We start from the raw sequence: 16,616 nt of genomic DNA on the forward strand, positions 1-16,616 counted from the left end.
TTTTTACTTGCATGTGCAACCGATTGCATATATAATAAATGTATCGAAATGAAAACGTTTAAATTTGAAAAGGTGGTCAGAATATAATGAAAAGAATCTTTGAGATCGATCCATGGAAGATCGTCACACATGAATTGAAACCTGAAGACAAGCGACTCCAAGAAAGTATGACAAGTATTGGTAACGAATACATGGGTATGCGTGGGATGTTTGAAGAAAATTATTCCGGCGATACGCATAAAGGGATCTACCTTGGCGGGGTCTGGTATCCAGATAAGACGCGTGTTGGTTGGTGGAAGAATGGTTACCCAGAATACTTTGGCAAAGTGATCAATGCTGTTGATTTTACAAAAGTTGATATCAAGTTGAACGGTTCTTCGGTCGATATCGCACAAGATGCTTTTTCTGACTATGAATTAGTTTTAGATATGCAAAAAGGCTTATTGACTCGTAGTTATATCGTTGAAAAAGATGGACAAAAATTCCGTTTGAACTTTGAACGCTTTGTCAGCGTAGCTCAAAAAGAACTTTACGCTGCTAAGATCACAGTCGAAAACTTGAGCGATCGACCAGCCAACATCGAGATCAGATCTTATATCGATGCCGATGTCTTCAACGAAGATGCAAACTATGATGAAAAATTCTGGAACGTTTTAGCGGAAAATGTCGCTGAAGATCACAGTTCTTTGACTGCTCAGACGATCCCAAATAACTTTGGGACACCACAATTTACCGTGGAAATGTTAGCAGCACATGTGACAGATCTAGAAGCAAAACAAGCTGAAACAAGTGAAAAACATGTTGCTAATGTTTTTTCTGGTGAATTAGCCCCAGGGAAGACAGCTGAACTTGAAAAACGGGTCATCGTTGTGACTTCGCGTGACTATGAGACACGTGAAGCTTTGAGTAAGGCTGCTAAAGAGCTCAGTGAAAAACAAGCAGCATTCAGTTTTGCTGAATTAAAAGAACAACAAGCAGCTGGTTGGGCTAAACGTTGGGAAAAAGCAGACGTTGAGATCAAAGGGAACGCTGAATCACAACAAGGGATCCGCTTTAACTTATACCAACTCTTCTCAACATACTACGGGGACGATGCTCGTTTGAATATTGGACCAAAAGGCTTTACGGGTGAAAAATACGGTGGTGCCACATACTGGGACACAGAAGCTTTTGCAGTTCCGCTTTATCTAGCTTTGGCTGATAAATCAGTGACCCAAAACTTGCTCAAATATCGCTTTGACCAATTGGCTGGTGCTTACCACAACGCGCAACAACAAGGCCTAAAAGGTGCTCTTTATCCAATGGTGACCTTTAACGGGATCGAATGCCACAATGAATGGGAGATCACGTTTGAAGAGATCCACCGTAACGGGACGATCGCATATGCTATCTACAACTACACTCGTTATACAGGCGATAAAGAATATGCAACTCACGACGGGTTTGATGTTTTAGTTGGGATCGCACGCTTCTGGGCTGATCGGGTCCACTACTCGAAGCGTAAAGAGCAATATATGATCCACGGGGTCACAGGACCAAACGAATACGAAAATAACATCAACAATAACTGGTACACAAATATGTTGGCTAAATGGTGTTTGAACTATACACGTGAAGTGGCTGGTGAAGTTTCAGCTGAAAAATTAGCTGAACTTGACCTTACTCCAGCTGAATTAGCTAAATGGGAAGAGATCGCAGATAAGATGTACTTGCCAGAAGATCAAGAATTAGGGATCTTTGTGCAACATGATACATTCTTAGACAAGGATCTTACACCAGTCAAAGATCTACCACAAGATCAACTTCCATTGAACCAAAACTGGTCTTGGGATAAGATCTTACGCTCACCATATATCAAACAAGCTGATGTTTTACAAGGGATCTACTACTTTGTTGAAGACTTCACGCCAGAACAAAAAGAAAAGAACTTTGAATTCTATGAACCATTGACTGTTCACGAATCAAGTCTTTCCCCATCGATCCATTCGATCTTAGCGGCTGATCTTCATAAAGAAGATAAAGCTTTTGAAATGTACTCTCGAACAGCACGCTTAGACCTTGATAACTATAACAACGATACTGAAGATGGACTGCACATCACTTCGATGACAGGTTCATGGTTAGCGATCGTTCAAGGTTTTGCTGGGATGCGGGTCATTGACGGGCAACTTGAATTTGCACCATTCTTGCCTAAAGAATGGGAAGGTTACAAGTTCCGCATCAACTTCCGTGGTCGTCTCTTGAGTATCGATGTGACAAAAGCTGGTTCAACGATCAAATTATTGAAAGGTGAACCTTTGACGATCAAATTGAATGGTAAAGAAACAGAATTAACAGTTGCTTAGGAGGCAAGAAGATGAAAGGTGCGATTTTTGACCTTGACGGTGTGATCACCGATACAGCGAAGTTCCACTTTGAAGCGTGGAGCCAATTAGCCAAAGAACAATTTGGCCTCGAGTTGCCAGCTGAGTTTGAAGCTCAACTAAAAGGGATCAGTCGAACAGATTCTTTAGTGAAGATCTTAGAATTTGGTAACATCTTAGATCAATATGATGAAGAACAGATCGCGCAGTTGGCTGAAAAGAAAAATGGTTATTATTTAAAAGCGATCGATACATTGACAAAAGACGATATCTTACCAGGGATCACAGATCTGATCGCGCAATTAAAAGCACATGACGTGAAACTTTCGATCGCTTCTGCTTCTAAAAATGCGCCTGCGATCTTGAAAAAACTTGGTCTGTATGAAAAATTCGATGCGATCGCTGATCCAAGCAAAGTTGCAAATGGCAAACCAGCGCCAGATATCTTTTTAGCTGGTGCTAAAGCAGTCGACCTTGATCCACGTGACTGTGTCGGTGTTGAAGATGCGGTCTCTGGTGTGGCTGCGATCAAAGCAGCTAATATGACAGCTGTGGCTGTTGGTGATCCTAAAGAATTGAGCCAAGCAGATGCAGTTGTGAATACGACCGCAGACTTCTCATATGAGTTATTTGAAAAGACTTGGGAAAAAGCTAAGTAATAAAGTTTGAATGGTAGTACTATCTTTCTTGTTTAAGAGAGATGGTACTATTTTTTTGTATGATTGTGTTACTATGAACAAGTAGGCATTTACTAGTTGAGATTTTTAAGAAAGGACAAGTGTGGTATAAACATTATAATTTAAGGGCGAAGATTTAATCAAAGCAATACTGTTTTTTAGGTAAATTAAAGCGTATCATCAAATACAAGGTGGTGAAAATTTACTGAAATAGTACAGTAGTGCAAAGCTCTTTTTGAGCTGACTAAATAAAAAAGGAAAAAGCTATATCGCTTTTGCAAAGAGAAAGCACTCGTCTCTTTGGCCACACTTGATATAGTGACAGTAAGAAAATGGCATATTTACAAGGACTTTTGATCGGTTTTGCTTTTGTGGCGCCGATCGGGATGCAAAACGTGTATGTGTTCAACAACGGACTTTCATATAAATTGACACGAGCTTGGCTCTATACTTTTATTGTGTGGGTCTTTGACGCACTTTTTTGTGTGGCAGCTTTTTATGGGATCGGGGCTTTGATCGCTAAAAATGAACTGTTAAAGATCGTGATCATGCTCTTGGGGGGGCTGTTGACGGCTTATATCGGGTGGTCGATCATTCGTGCGGCTGATCAGCGTGCTCTAACAAGTTCCGAAAGTAAGCAGAGTTTAAAGCAGGCCTTTTTATCTGCTTTAGTCGTGAGTTGGGCCAATCCCCAAGCTTTGATCGATGGGACGATGATGCTTGGGGCCAGTCGGGGCACATTGAGTGTATCGGAAAGTATCTTTTTTATTATTGGGGTAGTCAGTGCGTCATTTATCTGGGATATGGGGATGACGACTGCATTCAACGTCTTTGCTAACAAGATCTCAGACCGTCTTTTACGAGGGATCAATCTTGTTAGTGGGGCGATCGTTGCCGTATATGGGATCTTCTTATTTATTGAAGGTCTAAAAAACTTTATTTAATTTTTGGGGGCGCTAAAAATGACAAAGATCTCGACACAAGTGCTGATCTGTCCAAACTGTCAAACAAAGACAACTTTTAAAAAATACGATTCGATCAATGCAACTTTAGAACCAAAGCTCAAAGAACAGCTTTTGACAGGTGAATTATTTACCTTTACTTGTCCTGCTTGCCAAACGAAAGCAACCGTCTTATATGATCTGCTTTACACTGATGTAAAACAAAAACTCTTGATCCAATATGTCGCTGATGAAAAAAATTTAGCGCAAGCGCGCCAAAATATCTCGCAAGCTTTACTTGCAGCTCATCAACTAAGCGACCAAGATCTTTTAGCTGATGGTTATGAGATCCGCTACACTGCTGATCCAGGGGCTTTACGTGAAAAGATCATGTTACGAGATGAAAAGATCGATGATCGGATCGTTGAATTGATGAAATACATTTTATTGACGCAACAAGAGATCGATTACGATCAAGTTTTATTTGAGCGTAAAGCTCCAGGAAAACTTGAATTAGTTGCGACAAAAGGTGATCAGCTTATCGCTAATGCACCATTTAGTTATGATTTTTATAATGAATTGAACAAGATGTTTGCTTCCCACTTGAAAGAGCGCCCGAGCAACGTCGATCAAACATACGCCCGCAAATTTTATACAAATTAGAGGCTTAAGATTTAACGAAACTTTGATCTTGGACTAAAATAGTAGTTGAGAAGACAAGGGGGTACTATTTATGGCAAAAACAGCAGCAGTGCTGATCGCACCAGGATGTGAAGAAGTAGAAGCACTTTCAAGCGTTGACGTTTTACGGCGTGCTGGGATCAAATGCGATATGGTCGGTCTAGTTGATAAGATCGTAAACGGAGACCACAATATCGTCTTGACTTGTGATAAAGTGCTGGATGAAAGTTTATTGGATTATGATATGGTGATCTTTCCTGGAGGTCTTCCAGGAGCAGAAAGTTTGCGTGACAGTGAAACGTTACGCCATTTGATGGTCAAACGTCAAGAAGCGGGTAAATGGAACGCAGCGATGTGTGCTGCGCCGATCGCTTTTGCGCGTTACGGTCTGTTAGACGGTAGTCACTACACGCTTTACCCAGGGATGGAAGCTGGGATCGCTGATGAAGTCAAAGATGGGATCTTTGAAGAAGGCTTAGTCGTCGTTGATGAAGAAAAACATCTTGTGACAAGTCGTGGACCAGCTACAGCTTGGGCTTATGCTTATGAGATCGCACAGATCTTAGGTGCAGATGTTGAAAAATTAAAGGACGGCATGCTTTACAATATGTTATTAGCTAGCCGTTAAGCTCTAAGAGGCCGCAACTGGATCGTGGCCTCTTTTTTGTACTCTGCGACTAAATCATGTATCCTAAAAGTAGATATTTTATTAAGGGGATGAGTGTAATGAAGAAATTATCTAAATTAACTTTAACTCTTTTATGTACAGCGCTCTTAGCAGGTTGTTCGTCTGAAAGTAAGCAAGCAAAAGATACGAGCTCTAAGACGCAAACATCAAAAGTAGCTGAAAAAAGCTCAAGTAGTCAAGCTAAAAGCAGTGAAACAAGTCAAGCGACTCAGGCAAGTTCAAGTAGCCAAAGCTCAAGTTCAAGTAGTGAAGCGAGCTCAAGTGAAAGCACCCAAAGTCAAACAAGTGGAGACGATAAAGGCGCTAATTTGACTAACAATGAACGGGTCCAATATGCCGCTGGAGCGATGCGCCAAAAACTGGGGGATTCGGCTTTAGTTGTGACGCTCTCTGGTCAAGAAGATACCAATAAAAAAGTCAACATCTTCTTTGAAGGAGATATCAATAACTATACTGCCAACTATTATTTAGCTAAAGAAGCTAAAAATATCAATGAAGATGGCGTTAAAGACGGATCCTTATATGCAACTTTGACTAAGAAAACTTATGCTAGCGTTGATGAAGCCAAAGACCAGATCGAATATACGACTGATGCTTCGCAAGGAAGTTTACCTAAGATCAATTTAGGTTATAACATCCAAGCTACCGTCAATAGTGGAGCAGGCCAACGTTATTTACACTGGAACGAAGGCAACTGGTCGTTAACGATGCACGGCAGTCCTGTGGCGGGCGAAAATCCGACAGTCGCGGCGCAAAAAGCAGTGGCGTTACTAGAACGTTATCGTTTACCAGCTCCGACCCAACGAGGGAACGCGCGCTTTGAAACAACTGATAAAAATGACTATTTAGGGCAAACTTTGACGTGGAACAAAGATAACGTCGTTTACGAGTTCAAAGCTAATAACTTAGAACGCTTGATCGTGATGGCCTCTAGTCTACAATGATATTAGTTTAAAAATTTTCTAAAAAGACCGAACTAAGCCCGATGTATAAAGGTTGACAAGTGAGGAGCTTGCGTTATACTAAAGGTGTATCACGAAGAAAATCTAAAGCGAGGCGTTGAAAATGAATTATGTTGGACAAGAGATCCAAGATTTTACCGTTAAAGCTTATCATCAAGGTGAGCTAAAAGATGTTGCCAAAAAAGATGTTTTAGGGCGCTGGAGCGTGTTCTTCTTTTACCCGGCTGACTTTACGTTTGTTTGTCCGACTGAGTTAGAGGACTTACAAGCCAATTACGAGCAGTTCAAAGCAGCTAACGCCGAAGTCTACTCTGTCTCAGAAGACACAGAGTTTGTCCATAAAGCTTGGGCAGAAACTTCTGAAGGGATCGGCAAGTTGGAATATCCGATGTTAGCCGATCCAGCTGGGAAGTTGGCGCGCGCTTTTGATGTCTTAGATGAAGATCTAGGCCAAGCCTATCGCGCAGTCTTTTTAGTCGATCCAGATGGAGTCGTGCAATCATATACGATCAATAACATGGGCATCGGGCGCAATGCTTCCGAAGTTTTACGAACGCTTCAAGCAGCTCAGTTCGTTCGCGCTCACGGAGATCAAGTGTGCCCTGCCAAATGGCACCCCGGTGAAGCTACTTTGACGCCTAGCTTAGATCTCGTAGGAAAATTATAAGATCAATAAAAAGACGAGTTTTCAAAGCCAATGTCATTAAGTTAAGAGAGCTTGTATCAAATTTCAATTTAGAAATTTGATACAAGCTCTCTTTTTTGACATCTATGACGTTAATAGAGATTATTAATGTACGGAGGTGAGCATTATGAATATAGCACAACTGAAAAAGTTATTTTTAACTACCCTTGACTCGATCGACCAAGAAAAAGAAAAATATGTTGTCGATCCCAAACGTGATTTTATACGTCAGAGAAAACTTGTTTTTAAAGACACGCTACTTTATATTCTATCAATGGGTGGCGGGACTATTCTAAGTGAATTATCACAACTAACAGGAGGTATACCGGAACTCACTGTTTCAGCTTTTACACAACAAAGATATAAAGTAAAAGCTGAGGCGTTTAAAAAATTCTTCCATCTGTTTTCCGATCGATTATCACAAAACACTCAAAGTCAAATCAGGATCCTAGCTATCGATGGCTCTAGTATTCATATCCCAACTGATCCAACTGATAAAAGCTCTTATTTTCCATCTCCAAATGGTCGCAAAGCTTATAATTTACTTCACCTTAACGCACTCTTTGACTTAGACAAACAAATTTATACAGATGTGATCGTCCAAAAAGGTATGGATAATGAGCGCAATGCCTTGAATAAAATGATCGCTCGTTCTAAAATCCCTAAGGCGCTCATTATTGGCGATAGAGGATATGAATCTTATAATACCTTAGCGCACATCCAAGAAAAAGGTTGGTCTTTCTTGATCAGAGTACGAAACAACAATGGCGTGATCAGTGGAATAGCACTTCCAGATGAACGCCAATTCGATAAACATTTCACACTAAAATTAACACGTAAACAAACTAGAGAAACTAAGGAATTATTTAGAGAACGTAATTCTTATAGATTTATACCGGCCAATGTGACCTTCGATTTTTTATCACAAAAAACCAAGAAAGCTGACCCAACTGAATTTTATTCACTTGAATTTAGAATAGTACGTTTTTCTGTATCCGAAGACAAGGATGTGACTGTAGTAACTAATCTAAATCAAAGTTCATATCCAGCTTGGAAACTAAAAAAGCTTTACCATTTACGTTGGGGGATAGAAACAGCATTCAGGACATTGAAACATACCTTGGGATTATTGAACTTTCACGCTAAAAAAATAGTGGGGATCCTTCAAGAGATCTACGCTAAACTTATAGTGTACAATTTCACCCAAATGATCATAGATCATGTATCACTCCAAGAAAAGGCTCGATCATATCAATATAAAGTTAATTTTACAGTCGCTGTGAGACTGTGTAGATCTTTTATTAGAGGAAAATCCCCACCAAAACGGTTAGAATCCTATATTTCTAAAAATATTCTTCCAATCAGGAATGGTCGGCATTATAAAAGATCATCCAGCAGAAGAAAAGCATCAGGATTCAACTACAGAATAACATAAAAGAACGTGCTGATAAAAAAATTTGATTAACTATCAGCTTATTTGTCGTGATAAAAAGAGATCAGATAACTACAAAATATGTTTCTGATCTCTTTTTCAATATCTAATCTTTAGTACTGTAGGCTTAACTTAATGACATTGGTTTTCAAAGCTCGTCTTTTTTGTTTAAGCTAAAGGCTTTATGCTAAAATAATTTACTCAAAAAAAACGCTTGTATCGTTGAAAGAAAAGCATATAATCAAGGGGCTGGGAAAAAACTACTAGCCTGAACTAAAAATACCTGATCAAATCTCGTTTTTGAGAAATTTGATCAGGTATTTTTCTTTTATGCTTGTTTTCGGATCGTTTTTTCAAAAATCCTCCCCCTATTTCTTTGAATAGGTGCCATAATTTTGATATATTGATCGTCAAAAGTATCAGTCCGATCTCATTTCGAACTGCTTTCTCTCCTCTAACATGTACTCGGCGTACGCCAAAATTACCCTTCATATCTCCGAAAATGGTTTCAACATCTGTACGTCTTCTCGCGTAGATCTTTGAACCCTTTTCACTTGAAAGGTCTTCTGCGGCACTATTTTTAAAAAATTCCCAGTTATAATTTATGGCTTTAGTTCGCTGATAGCCCTTAGGTGTCTTAGCTAAGTTTTCAAGTTCTTTAGTGGCCTGGAAAACATCAGCTACGTAAACTTTAAAGTTTCTTTTGAATCCATATTTGTCCACACTTGAACTGTATCTTTGAAACTTAAATACTACACCGTCAGGATCTGTATAATAATCATCTTCTGCATGATATGTCCAATTTTTGATATTGCGTGGATCTTTTTTGTATTTGCGACTCTGTTCTTTTTGATACATTGGATAGGGCATCAAGGGAATTTTTTCAAACATATCAGTAACAGCCTGATAGTTAGCTTCATTCCCATATCCAGCGTCCGCCACTATATATTTGAATAGTTCTAAGTTAGTAAAAGATTTTAAAAATGGCACTAATGTCCGTGTGTCCGTTGGGTTAGGAAATATATCATAATGTAGGACAAAGCGACCGCTAGTCGCGATCTGTAAATTGTAAGCAGGCTTTAGTTGCCCATTTTTCATATGATCTTCCTTTAAACGCATAAAAGTAGCGTCATTATCTGTTTTTGAGAAGCTATTTCGTCCCTGAAAGATCTTCCTATTACGTTCGTATCTTTCTTTTCTTGGCAGAAGATCAGTTTGGAGTTTGCGTTTGATGCTTTTTAGTCTTCGACGAGCTCGCTTATTTTTTGAACCACCTTTTATGACTTTAGGTTCAGTAGCGATATCTTCTTCAATCGCATCTAATTTAAGATCGGTCCCCTTAATAAGCTCCTTTATCGCATCACTGGACCCCAGCATATCTTTTGAAATAGCGATATCAACTTGGTGTTGGATCAGCTCGTCATAGGTCTTAGCTACTCTTTCATCAAGCGACTTTTCAAACTTATCAGAAGCATTTTTCCAGGTAAAACTATAGCGATTAGCATCAGCTTCTAATTTAGTACCATCAATAAATAAAGCTTCATCGGCATCTAACATACCATTTTTAGATAGAAGCAAGGTAAACAGCACAAAGGCTTTTTCGATGATTTCTTTAGCATGATCACTTGACCGGAAGTTATTGATAGTCTTATAACTAACAGAAGTATTTCCGCTTAACCACATCATTGGAAGATAGTATTGATTCAATTTAGCGATCTTTCTACCAGAAAAGACGGATTCATGGTAAGCAAATAAAGTCATTTTTAAAAGCATAGCTGGATGAAAAGCTGGACGACCGGTATGTGAAGTGTCCTCTAAAAGAATATCTTGGGGGATCGAATCAACAAAATGACTGATCAAAACAGCAATATGATCAGCAGGTAATTTCATTGAATAAGTGATATCCAATTCTAATTCAGATGTGTTATAATTTTTATACATGGTAGGTCTCTCCTTTATTATTTTTGGACAACTTAATATTAGCAAGAGATCGATCATATGAAAAGGCTCACGTTGAAAAAATTCGACGTGAGCCTCTTTCTTTATTAGAACTGAGTTTTTTCCCAGCCCCCATAGTTATTGCAATAACGGTGAGTCTTTTTTGAAAGGCAGGGGACGCCGTGATCGAATTAACTGATGTGTCGTTTGAATATACGACTTTTAAACGCCAAAGTGGTTTTAAAGGCAGTGTCCAAGACCTTTTTTCCCGTAAATTTGAAAAGATCCAAGCTTTACAGCCGACAGATCTAACGCTTGCGTCGGGTGCCATGGTCGGGTTGATCGGCCCTAATGGTGCAGGTAAGACGACTTTGATCAAACTTTTGACAGGGATCTTAGTTCCTAAAACAGGAACAGTCAAGATCGATGGTTATCTTCCCAGTCAAAAGCAAAAGCCGTTTTTACAACAGATCGGTGTTTTGTTAGGCCAAAAATCGCAATTATCCTGGGATCTCCCGCCACAGGCGACTTTTGACATGTTAGCTGCGATCTATCGTTTACCAAAAGCACAATATCGAGCACGCCTAGCAGAGCTGAGTTTACGCTTAGATGCGACCGAATTGCTCGATATCCCAGTGCGTAAGCTCTCTTTAGGACAAAGGGTCAGATGTGAACTGATCGCTGTTTTATTGCATCAGCCGAAATATCTTTTTTTAGATGAACCGACTTTAGGATTAGATCTAGTGACACAACGTGCGATCTATGAATTTTTGCGCACTGAAAATAAGAGATATCACACGACGATCATTACGACTTCACACTATGTCAAAGATATCGAACAGTTAGCTGATCAGCTTCTGATCTTGATGGATGGCAAAGTGATCTACAACGAACCGCTGACATGTTTCACGTGTAACATTGCTCAACACCAGTTTTTCACAGCCGAGCTCTTGACGGGTGGCCAAGTTGAAAAGATCCGGGTCGAACAAGAGCAGCTGGCCAATTTTCTCGCACAAGTCGAGCTCAAAAATTTAGTGTCGTTAAAGCGCCAAGGGCTGAGCTTAGAAGATTTTATCTTTGAGCTCTTTGAAAAAGGGGATAAGCGATGAAATATTTGTTTATCTTTATCAATAGCTTACAGCGCAGTCTGAGTTATCGCGCACAACTAGTTGTAACACTCATCAAAGTCTGTCTGCAACTGGGGATAACGCTCTTTATCTGGACGACACTTTATCAAGTCGGACCGCAAAAAAATGGTTATTCTTTAACACAGATGATCCACTATTTGATCGTCGCTAACTTTTTGACGCTCGTCTTTAGTACTGGACCGGCATTTCGTTTAGCCCGCCAGATCAAAAGCGGACAGTTGAATACGCTTTTGTATCGTCCACTCTCACTTTACGGTGAAAATTTAGCTTTTTTCTTAGGTGCACATGCACTTGGGATCGCTTTAGAGTTAGTGATGTTAGGTTTGATCGCTAAATTGACGCATGTTAGTTTAACGACTCTGTTGTTACTTAGCCTCTACTTGTTAGTCAGTTTAGGGATGTTTTTTACGCTCATGCTCACGTTAGGCACGCTGAGTTTTTGGCTCATCGAGCTGTGGCCGTTACGGGCTGCAGTCAACGCCTGTTATTTAGTTTTAGGTGGTAAATATTTTCCGTTGACGTTACTGCCCAAAGGTCTTTGGGCCTGGCTCCAGTACAATCCTTTTTCGCTCGTCTCTGATGTTTTAGCGCGTTTGCTTTTGCAGCCATTCACTTTAGCCACTTATAGTCGCGCTTTTTTGGCAGTCGTCATCTGGTGGCTGATCGCGTTTAAACTCTATCAGTGGGCCTCAAAGCGCGGGTTGTGTCGTTACGAAGGGGTCGAAAGTGTATGAGAGTTATTAAGATTATTTGGCAACAAAGTGTTCGGCAATTTACGATCTACCGTGCGACCAGTCTGATGACTTTTAGCCTAGCTTTAGTCTTTTACGGGATCGAGCTTTTGACAGGTTATGTTTACTTTGAAGCTGATCTTGTTGTGAAAGGTTGGTCGCGCTCAGACTATTTTGTTTTGATCACTGCGATCGCTTTAATCACGTATCTGTATGATTTTTTCTTTCTGATCGGACATGAAGAACTCAGTTTCCATATTTTAGAAGGAACTTTAGATCAACAACTGTTGCGACCTGTCGATCCATATTGGTTCGTTTCCGCCGGTAATTTTGATCTACCGAGTTTATTCAATGCCCTTTGTACTAGTGGGGTCTTAGTGTACTTATTAGCGCAATATGATCTGAGTTTCATGCAGCTCATTGGTCTTTTGTCAGCAGTATTTTTAGGCGTTGTCTTTTTGTTTGTGATCGATCAACTCTTAGTTTGTTTGGCCTTTTGGTTTGAAAGTCCGTTGAGTTTTACCGGATTAGTGGAAGATCTGACTGATCTTTTGAGTCGTCCGAAAGTCTTTTTCCCAAAAGTCTTCCAACTGTTCTTCTTGTATGTTTTACCGTTTTTGTTATTGAGCAATTTACCAGTTATGGTGGTAAAAGGGCAAAAGGCGGTCTGGTCTTTAGGGTACTTAGCGCTGCTAGACTTAGGGTTTTACTTACTCTCAAAAGTTGTTTGGAAAAGAGGTTTGACGCACTATGTGTCTGCAAATTAAAAAATAACGGTCCGCTATTTTGGGGGACCGTTATTTTTTTGTTGTCGTCAACCACCACTGACTAAAGTCAATGGCTTGTGAGCCGAAAATCCTCGTGGATTTCAGACCACAATTTGCGTAGATAGGGACAACTTGCTTGACCAACCAAGGTTGCAATCAAGTAGCGGTCGTCTAATTACCAACGCCTTTTATGTCCCCAGGTTGCCATAGGGACAGATAAGCTAGGATAATTTAGCAATTCCCTTATCCAGAATATTTTTAGCTGCATTCCAATCACGAATATGATGAATACCACAGTTCGGACACGTCCATTTTCGATCAGCTAACGTTAGTTTGTTCGTGCCATTAGTACCCATCACAAAGCCACAATTGTGACATGTTTGTGTAGTATTTCTTGGGCTGACTGTGATAAATTGTCGACCATATAGATCTGCTTTATAAGCCAACATGCCGAGAAAGGAACGCCAGCCAACGTCAGAAATACTAAGCGCTAAAGCATGATTCTTGAGCATATTCTTACTACGCAACTCCTCAGCTACTACTAAATCGTGGTTCTTGATTAGTGCAGTAGAGATTTGTTGGAGAAAATTATGTCTTTGGTTCATTACTTTGGCATGGAGTTTAGCAACTAACAAGCGTTGCTTTTGATAATTTTTACTATCGCGTAAAGAACGATGTTCTTTTTTGACACGCCGTTGTCGTCTAGATAGAATACGCTGTTCTTTAGCTAATTTACCTTTAATAGTGCGATAATATCGTGGATTAGGAACTGTGTTACCTTCATTATCGGTTAAGAAATTATCAGTATTAAGATCAATTCCAATATGTCCGTGATTAGCCTTGGACACTTTAACAAAAGGTTCATCTGAAGCTAGTTGCATTGATAGAAAGAAGTGATCCGCTGGATCTTTAGTCAATGTCACAGTACCAATTCTAGTCTCACACATTCTCCTCAAGAGACGTGCTTGGGAACCGGCAACACGTAACAATCCTATTTTAGGTACTTTGATATGGCTATTATCTAGAAAACATACTGTACCGTTAGTTAGCAACGCAGTCTTTTGCCCTGGGTATTGACAATTGGTTTGATAACGCCAGCGATAACTCTTTCGATGAAATTTAGGAACACCAGCAGTGTGAATCTTCCGAAAAGAATTCTAAGCTTTTCGGTAGTTCTGAATGGCATTAGCTTTCGCCAAACTGTCAATTCGTTTATCTTCTAAAAATTGATAGTGATTAGACAATTGTTTAGCGTTTTGACGCATAGTTAGTTGCTTAATGCGCTCCTGGACTGTGTCAATCGATAACTTAACTCTGCGAAGTTGCATCAGTTCCTTACCGATCGCAACCATTTCGTTATAGATAAAGCGACTAGCGTCACTGTTAATTTTAATCAACTGCTTTTGTTGGTCACTAGGGTAGCAACGCATTTTCAGGCCATAATGATATTGCATTTTTGCCATTGACTTCATTTAATTTCACCTCCTTAATTGATATAATGATATTGTATCATATGTCAATGATAATAAATATAGGGGTAAATAAAATGAGTAAAGATAAAATCAAAGACGCAGTATATACCAGACGATATATCTATAACTTCCATTTCCATCTAATTTGGGTTACTAAATATCGTCATAAAACTTTTACTACTGATGAGTTATCAAACGAAATGAAGGATATCCTATGGCAAGTAGCCGAGGATAACGAAATCTTAATCGAGAAAATGGAAGTTATGCCTGACCATGTTCATGTCTTAATTAGCTTTCCGCCTAGCAAGGCACCGACTAGCGCCATCAAAGCGCTCAAAGGCAGAAGTGCCTTTATTTTCTTACGTCGACACCCGGAAATTCGGCAGTCCCGATACTGGGGTGGTCATTTATGGTCGCCTAGTTACTACATGAGCACATTAGGTAATATGAGTAAAGAAGTAGTTGAGAAATATATAAACGATCAAAAATACAATGAGATGAAAAAAGCTCCTTACGGAGCTTGATTCCCATGACTAAAGTCACGGGATTTCCGGCTGAATCTCATTAAAAGATATAGATAGCGCCAAACGATCACAGATAAGATCAAAACGATCAGCCAGATCGTTTTGATCCCACAGATCTTTTGCAAACTGGCACTAACTAAAGCACCTAGCGCAAACGAAAAGGTGATCTCAAAATAAAGCAGGGCAGCGTGTTTTTCGTCTAGACTATGGCTAAAGAAAAAACCGTTCCAAGCGATCATGCCTTTTTTGACGTTCCCAGTCAAAAAGGAGTTGTTATACGGTATACCTTCGATCTTACTAAAAGATGTCGTTTGGATCCCGACGCCAAATGCTAACGGCGGAACGACCAAGTAATCAGGCGTGCTGACAGGCAAAAAGCCGATCACAAGGCAAGCGAGGATACAAGGGATCAAGGAGAGTGGCTTGACGTAAGGCGACTTGAATTTTTCGGCGATAAAACTGATCGTAAAGATCCCTAAAACAAAAAAGATCAAAGTAAACAAGCGCGTCTCTGTCAAGACAAAACCTTTACTGACGATATCGACGGCTAAAAAGACGATATTGCCAGTTTGCCCAGCGACAAGCGAATGTTCACGTAAGACGTAGGTATAGGCATCGATATAGCCCCCACAAAAGGCTAAAGTCAACCCCACTAAAAGCGACTCGGCGTATTTTTGTTTGATCGATTCTTCGACTTTGATCGGACTCACTTCCTGACGATTTTACTAAATTTTATTTTAGCACTTCGAAGGACTAGGTCAAAGGAATGTTCTTTAGTATAATTAAAGTAATTATATGAAAGGGGTTGCAAAGATGTTTAAAACACAGATCGATCAAGTCGGAAAGGCAGCTCAAAATAAAGTAGGCCTCTTACGACGTGATCCACTTAGTTATTTTCTTTTATCGATGTTGGCTGGGATGTATATCGGCTTTGGGATCTTATTAGCTTTTACAGTCAGCGGTCAACTAAATGGTGCAAGTGTGACAAAACTGGCGATGGGCGCCGTCTTTGGGGTCGCTTTGAGCTTAGTCGTGATCGCTGGAGGGGAGTTATTTACTGGCAGTAATTTTGTTTTAAGTGTTGGTCTGATGACTAAAAAAGTCAGCTGGACTGAAACGCTCTATTTATGGCTCGTTTGTTGGTTAGGGAATGCCTGTGGTTCGATCGTTTTAGCTTTGCTTTATCACGCAACTGGTCTCCAAGTCAAAGGTGTGGCTACGGCAATGGCAACGACAGCAGTGGCAAAGATGAGTGCGACACCGACACAGTTACTGACACGTGCGATCTTATGTAATATTTTAGTCTGTTTAGCGATCTGGATGACTTTTCAAACTAAAAGCGACGCCGCAAAATTGATCATGGTCTTTTGGTGTTTATTAGCCTTTTTTACTTCTGGATTTGAACATAGTGTCGCTAACATGACGCTTTTGACGGCAGCTTTACTTGAACCAGTCGGTAATGCCGTCTCTGTTGCCGGTTGGGGCTATAATCTCTTATGGGTGACTTTAGGTAATATGCTTGGCGCGATCATTTTTTTAGCGCTCCCCTATACGTTAGCGACGCGAAAATAAACTATTTTGCCAACAGGCTCTTGTCTGTTGGCTTT

15 protein-coding genes and 1 pseudogene are annotated in these 16,616 nt (G+C 40.1%); 13 read left to right on the forward strand and 3 right to left on the reverse strand.

Features of this window, described 5'->3' with window-relative positions; translation table 11 throughout:
• Positions 1–86: 86 nt before the first annotated feature.
• From QFX10_RS04045 to QFX10_RS04080, 8 genes are all read left to right on the forward strand, one after another.
• Positions 87–2,345: a glycoside hydrolase family 65 protein gene (locus QFX10_RS04045; protein WP_280606933.1), complete on the forward strand. Its 2,259-nt coding sequence runs from the start codon at positions 87–89 to the stop codon at positions 2,343–2,345.
• Positions 2,346–2,356: 11 nt separating this feature from the next.
• The gene (pgmB, locus tag QFX10_RS04050) at positions 2,357–3,022 is read left to right on the forward strand and encodes a beta-phosphoglucomutase (RefSeq protein ID WP_280606934.1); all 666 of its coding nucleotides are present in this window, start codon (positions 2,357–2,359) and stop codon (positions 3,020–3,022) included.
• Between the two features lie 350 nt (positions 3,023–3,372).
• On the forward strand, positions 3,373–3,984 hold the full coding sequence (locus QFX10_RS04055) for a LysE/ArgO family amino acid transporter (protein WP_280606935.1): 612 nt from the start codon (positions 3,373–3,375) through the stop codon (positions 3,982–3,984).
• An 18-nt stretch (positions 3,985–4,002) separates the two neighbouring features.
• Positions 4,003–4,644 carry a CpXC domain-containing protein gene (locus QFX10_RS04060; protein ID WP_280606936.1) on the forward strand — a complete coding sequence of 214 codons (642 nt, stop codon included), beginning with the start codon at positions 4,003–4,005 and terminating at the stop codon, positions 4,642–4,644.
• Between the two features lie 70 nt (positions 4,645–4,714).
• Positions 4,715–5,290, forward strand: a complete 576-nt coding sequence (locus QFX10_RS04065; protein ID WP_280606937.1) for a DJ-1 family glyoxalase III — start codon at positions 4,715–4,717, stop codon at positions 5,288–5,290.
• Between the two features lie 98 nt (positions 5,291–5,388).
• A complete protein-coding gene (locus QFX10_RS04070) occupies positions 5,389–6,294 on the forward strand; it encodes a hypothetical protein (RefSeq protein WP_280606938.1) in 906 nt (301 codons plus the stop codon).
• Positions 6,295–6,415: 121 nt separating this feature from the next.
• A complete protein-coding gene (gene ahpC / locus QFX10_RS04075) occupies positions 6,416–6,979 on the forward strand; it encodes an alkyl hydroperoxide reductase subunit C (protein WP_280606939.1) in 564 nt (187 codons plus the stop codon).
• A gap of 145 nt (positions 6,980–7,124) precedes the next feature.
• The gene (locus QFX10_RS04080; RefSeq protein ID WP_280605492.1) at positions 7,125–8,432 is read left to right on the forward strand and encodes an IS4 family transposase; all 1,308 of its coding nucleotides are present in this window, start codon (positions 7,125–7,127) and stop codon (positions 8,430–8,432) included.
• 270 nt (positions 8,433–8,702) lie between these two features.
• Here the strand turns inward: QFX10_RS04080 and QFX10_RS04085 are convergent, their stop codons facing one another.
• Positions 8,703–10,370 (reverse strand): IS1182 family transposase, encoded by a 1,668-nt coding sequence (locus QFX10_RS04085; protein WP_280605405.1) that lies wholly within the window; start codon positions 10,368–10,370, stop codon positions 8,703–8,705.
• A 179-nt stretch (positions 10,371–10,549) separates the two neighbouring features.
• On the opposite strand from QFX10_RS04085, the gene QFX10_RS04090 reads away from it, so the two are divergent.
• Genes QFX10_RS04090 through QFX10_RS04100 form a run of 3 tightly spaced genes read left to right on the forward strand, consistent with a single transcriptional unit; the run spans position 10,550 to position 13,013 of the window.
• Positions 10,550–11,476: an ABC transporter ATP-binding protein gene (locus QFX10_RS04090; protein ID WP_280606940.1), complete on the forward strand. Its 927-nt coding sequence runs from the start codon at positions 10,550–10,552 to the stop codon at positions 11,474–11,476.
• Entirely contained in the window at positions 11,473–12,249 is a 777-nt protein-coding gene (locus QFX10_RS04095) for an ABC-2 family transporter protein (RefSeq protein ID WP_280606941.1), read from the forward strand. Before QFX10_RS04090 ends, QFX10_RS04095 begins: the two co-directional genes overlap by 4 nt.
• The gene (locus QFX10_RS04100) at positions 12,246–13,013 is read left to right on the forward strand and encodes an ABC-2 family transporter protein (protein ID WP_280606942.1); all 768 of its coding nucleotides are present in this window, start codon (positions 12,246–12,248) and stop codon (positions 13,011–13,013) included. Before QFX10_RS04095 ends, QFX10_RS04100 begins: the two co-directional genes overlap by 4 nt.
• Before the next feature lie 221 nt (positions 13,014–13,234).
• On the opposite strand, the pseudogene QFX10_RS04105 reads toward QFX10_RS04100, so the two are convergent.
• A pseudogene (locus QFX10_RS04105) lies at positions 13,235–14,485 on the reverse strand (RNA-guided endonuclease InsQ/TnpB family protein).
• Between the two features lie 74 nt (positions 14,486–14,559).
• Here QFX10_RS04105 and tnpA point away from each other — a divergent pair.
• On the forward strand, positions 14,560–15,009 hold the full coding sequence (tnpA, locus tag QFX10_RS04110; RefSeq protein ID WP_280606436.1) for an IS200/IS605 family transposase: 450 nt from the start codon (positions 14,560–14,562) through the stop codon (positions 15,007–15,009).
• On the opposite strand, the gene QFX10_RS04115 is transcribed toward tnpA, so the two are convergent.
• Positions 14,997–15,719, reverse strand: coding sequence for a YoaK family protein (locus tag QFX10_RS04115; protein WP_280606943.1), 723 nt, complete (start codon positions 15,717–15,719; stop codon positions 14,997–14,999). The genes tnpA and QFX10_RS04115 overlap by 13 nt on opposite strands.
• 103 nt (positions 15,720–15,822) lie before the next feature.
• On the opposite strand from QFX10_RS04115, the gene QFX10_RS04120 reads away from it, so the two are divergent.
• Complete coding sequence (locus QFX10_RS04120) at positions 15,823–16,581, forward strand: formate/nitrite transporter family protein (RefSeq protein WP_280606944.1); 759 nt, start codon at positions 15,823–15,825, stop codon at positions 16,579–16,581.
• The last annotated feature ends 35 nt before the right edge of the window (positions 16,582–16,616 follow it).

The organism is Ligilactobacillus faecis, from assembly GCF_029889745.1.
GTDB classification, from domain to species: domain Bacteria; phylum Bacillota; class Bacilli; order Lactobacillales; family Lactobacillaceae; genus Ligilactobacillus; species Ligilactobacillus faecis.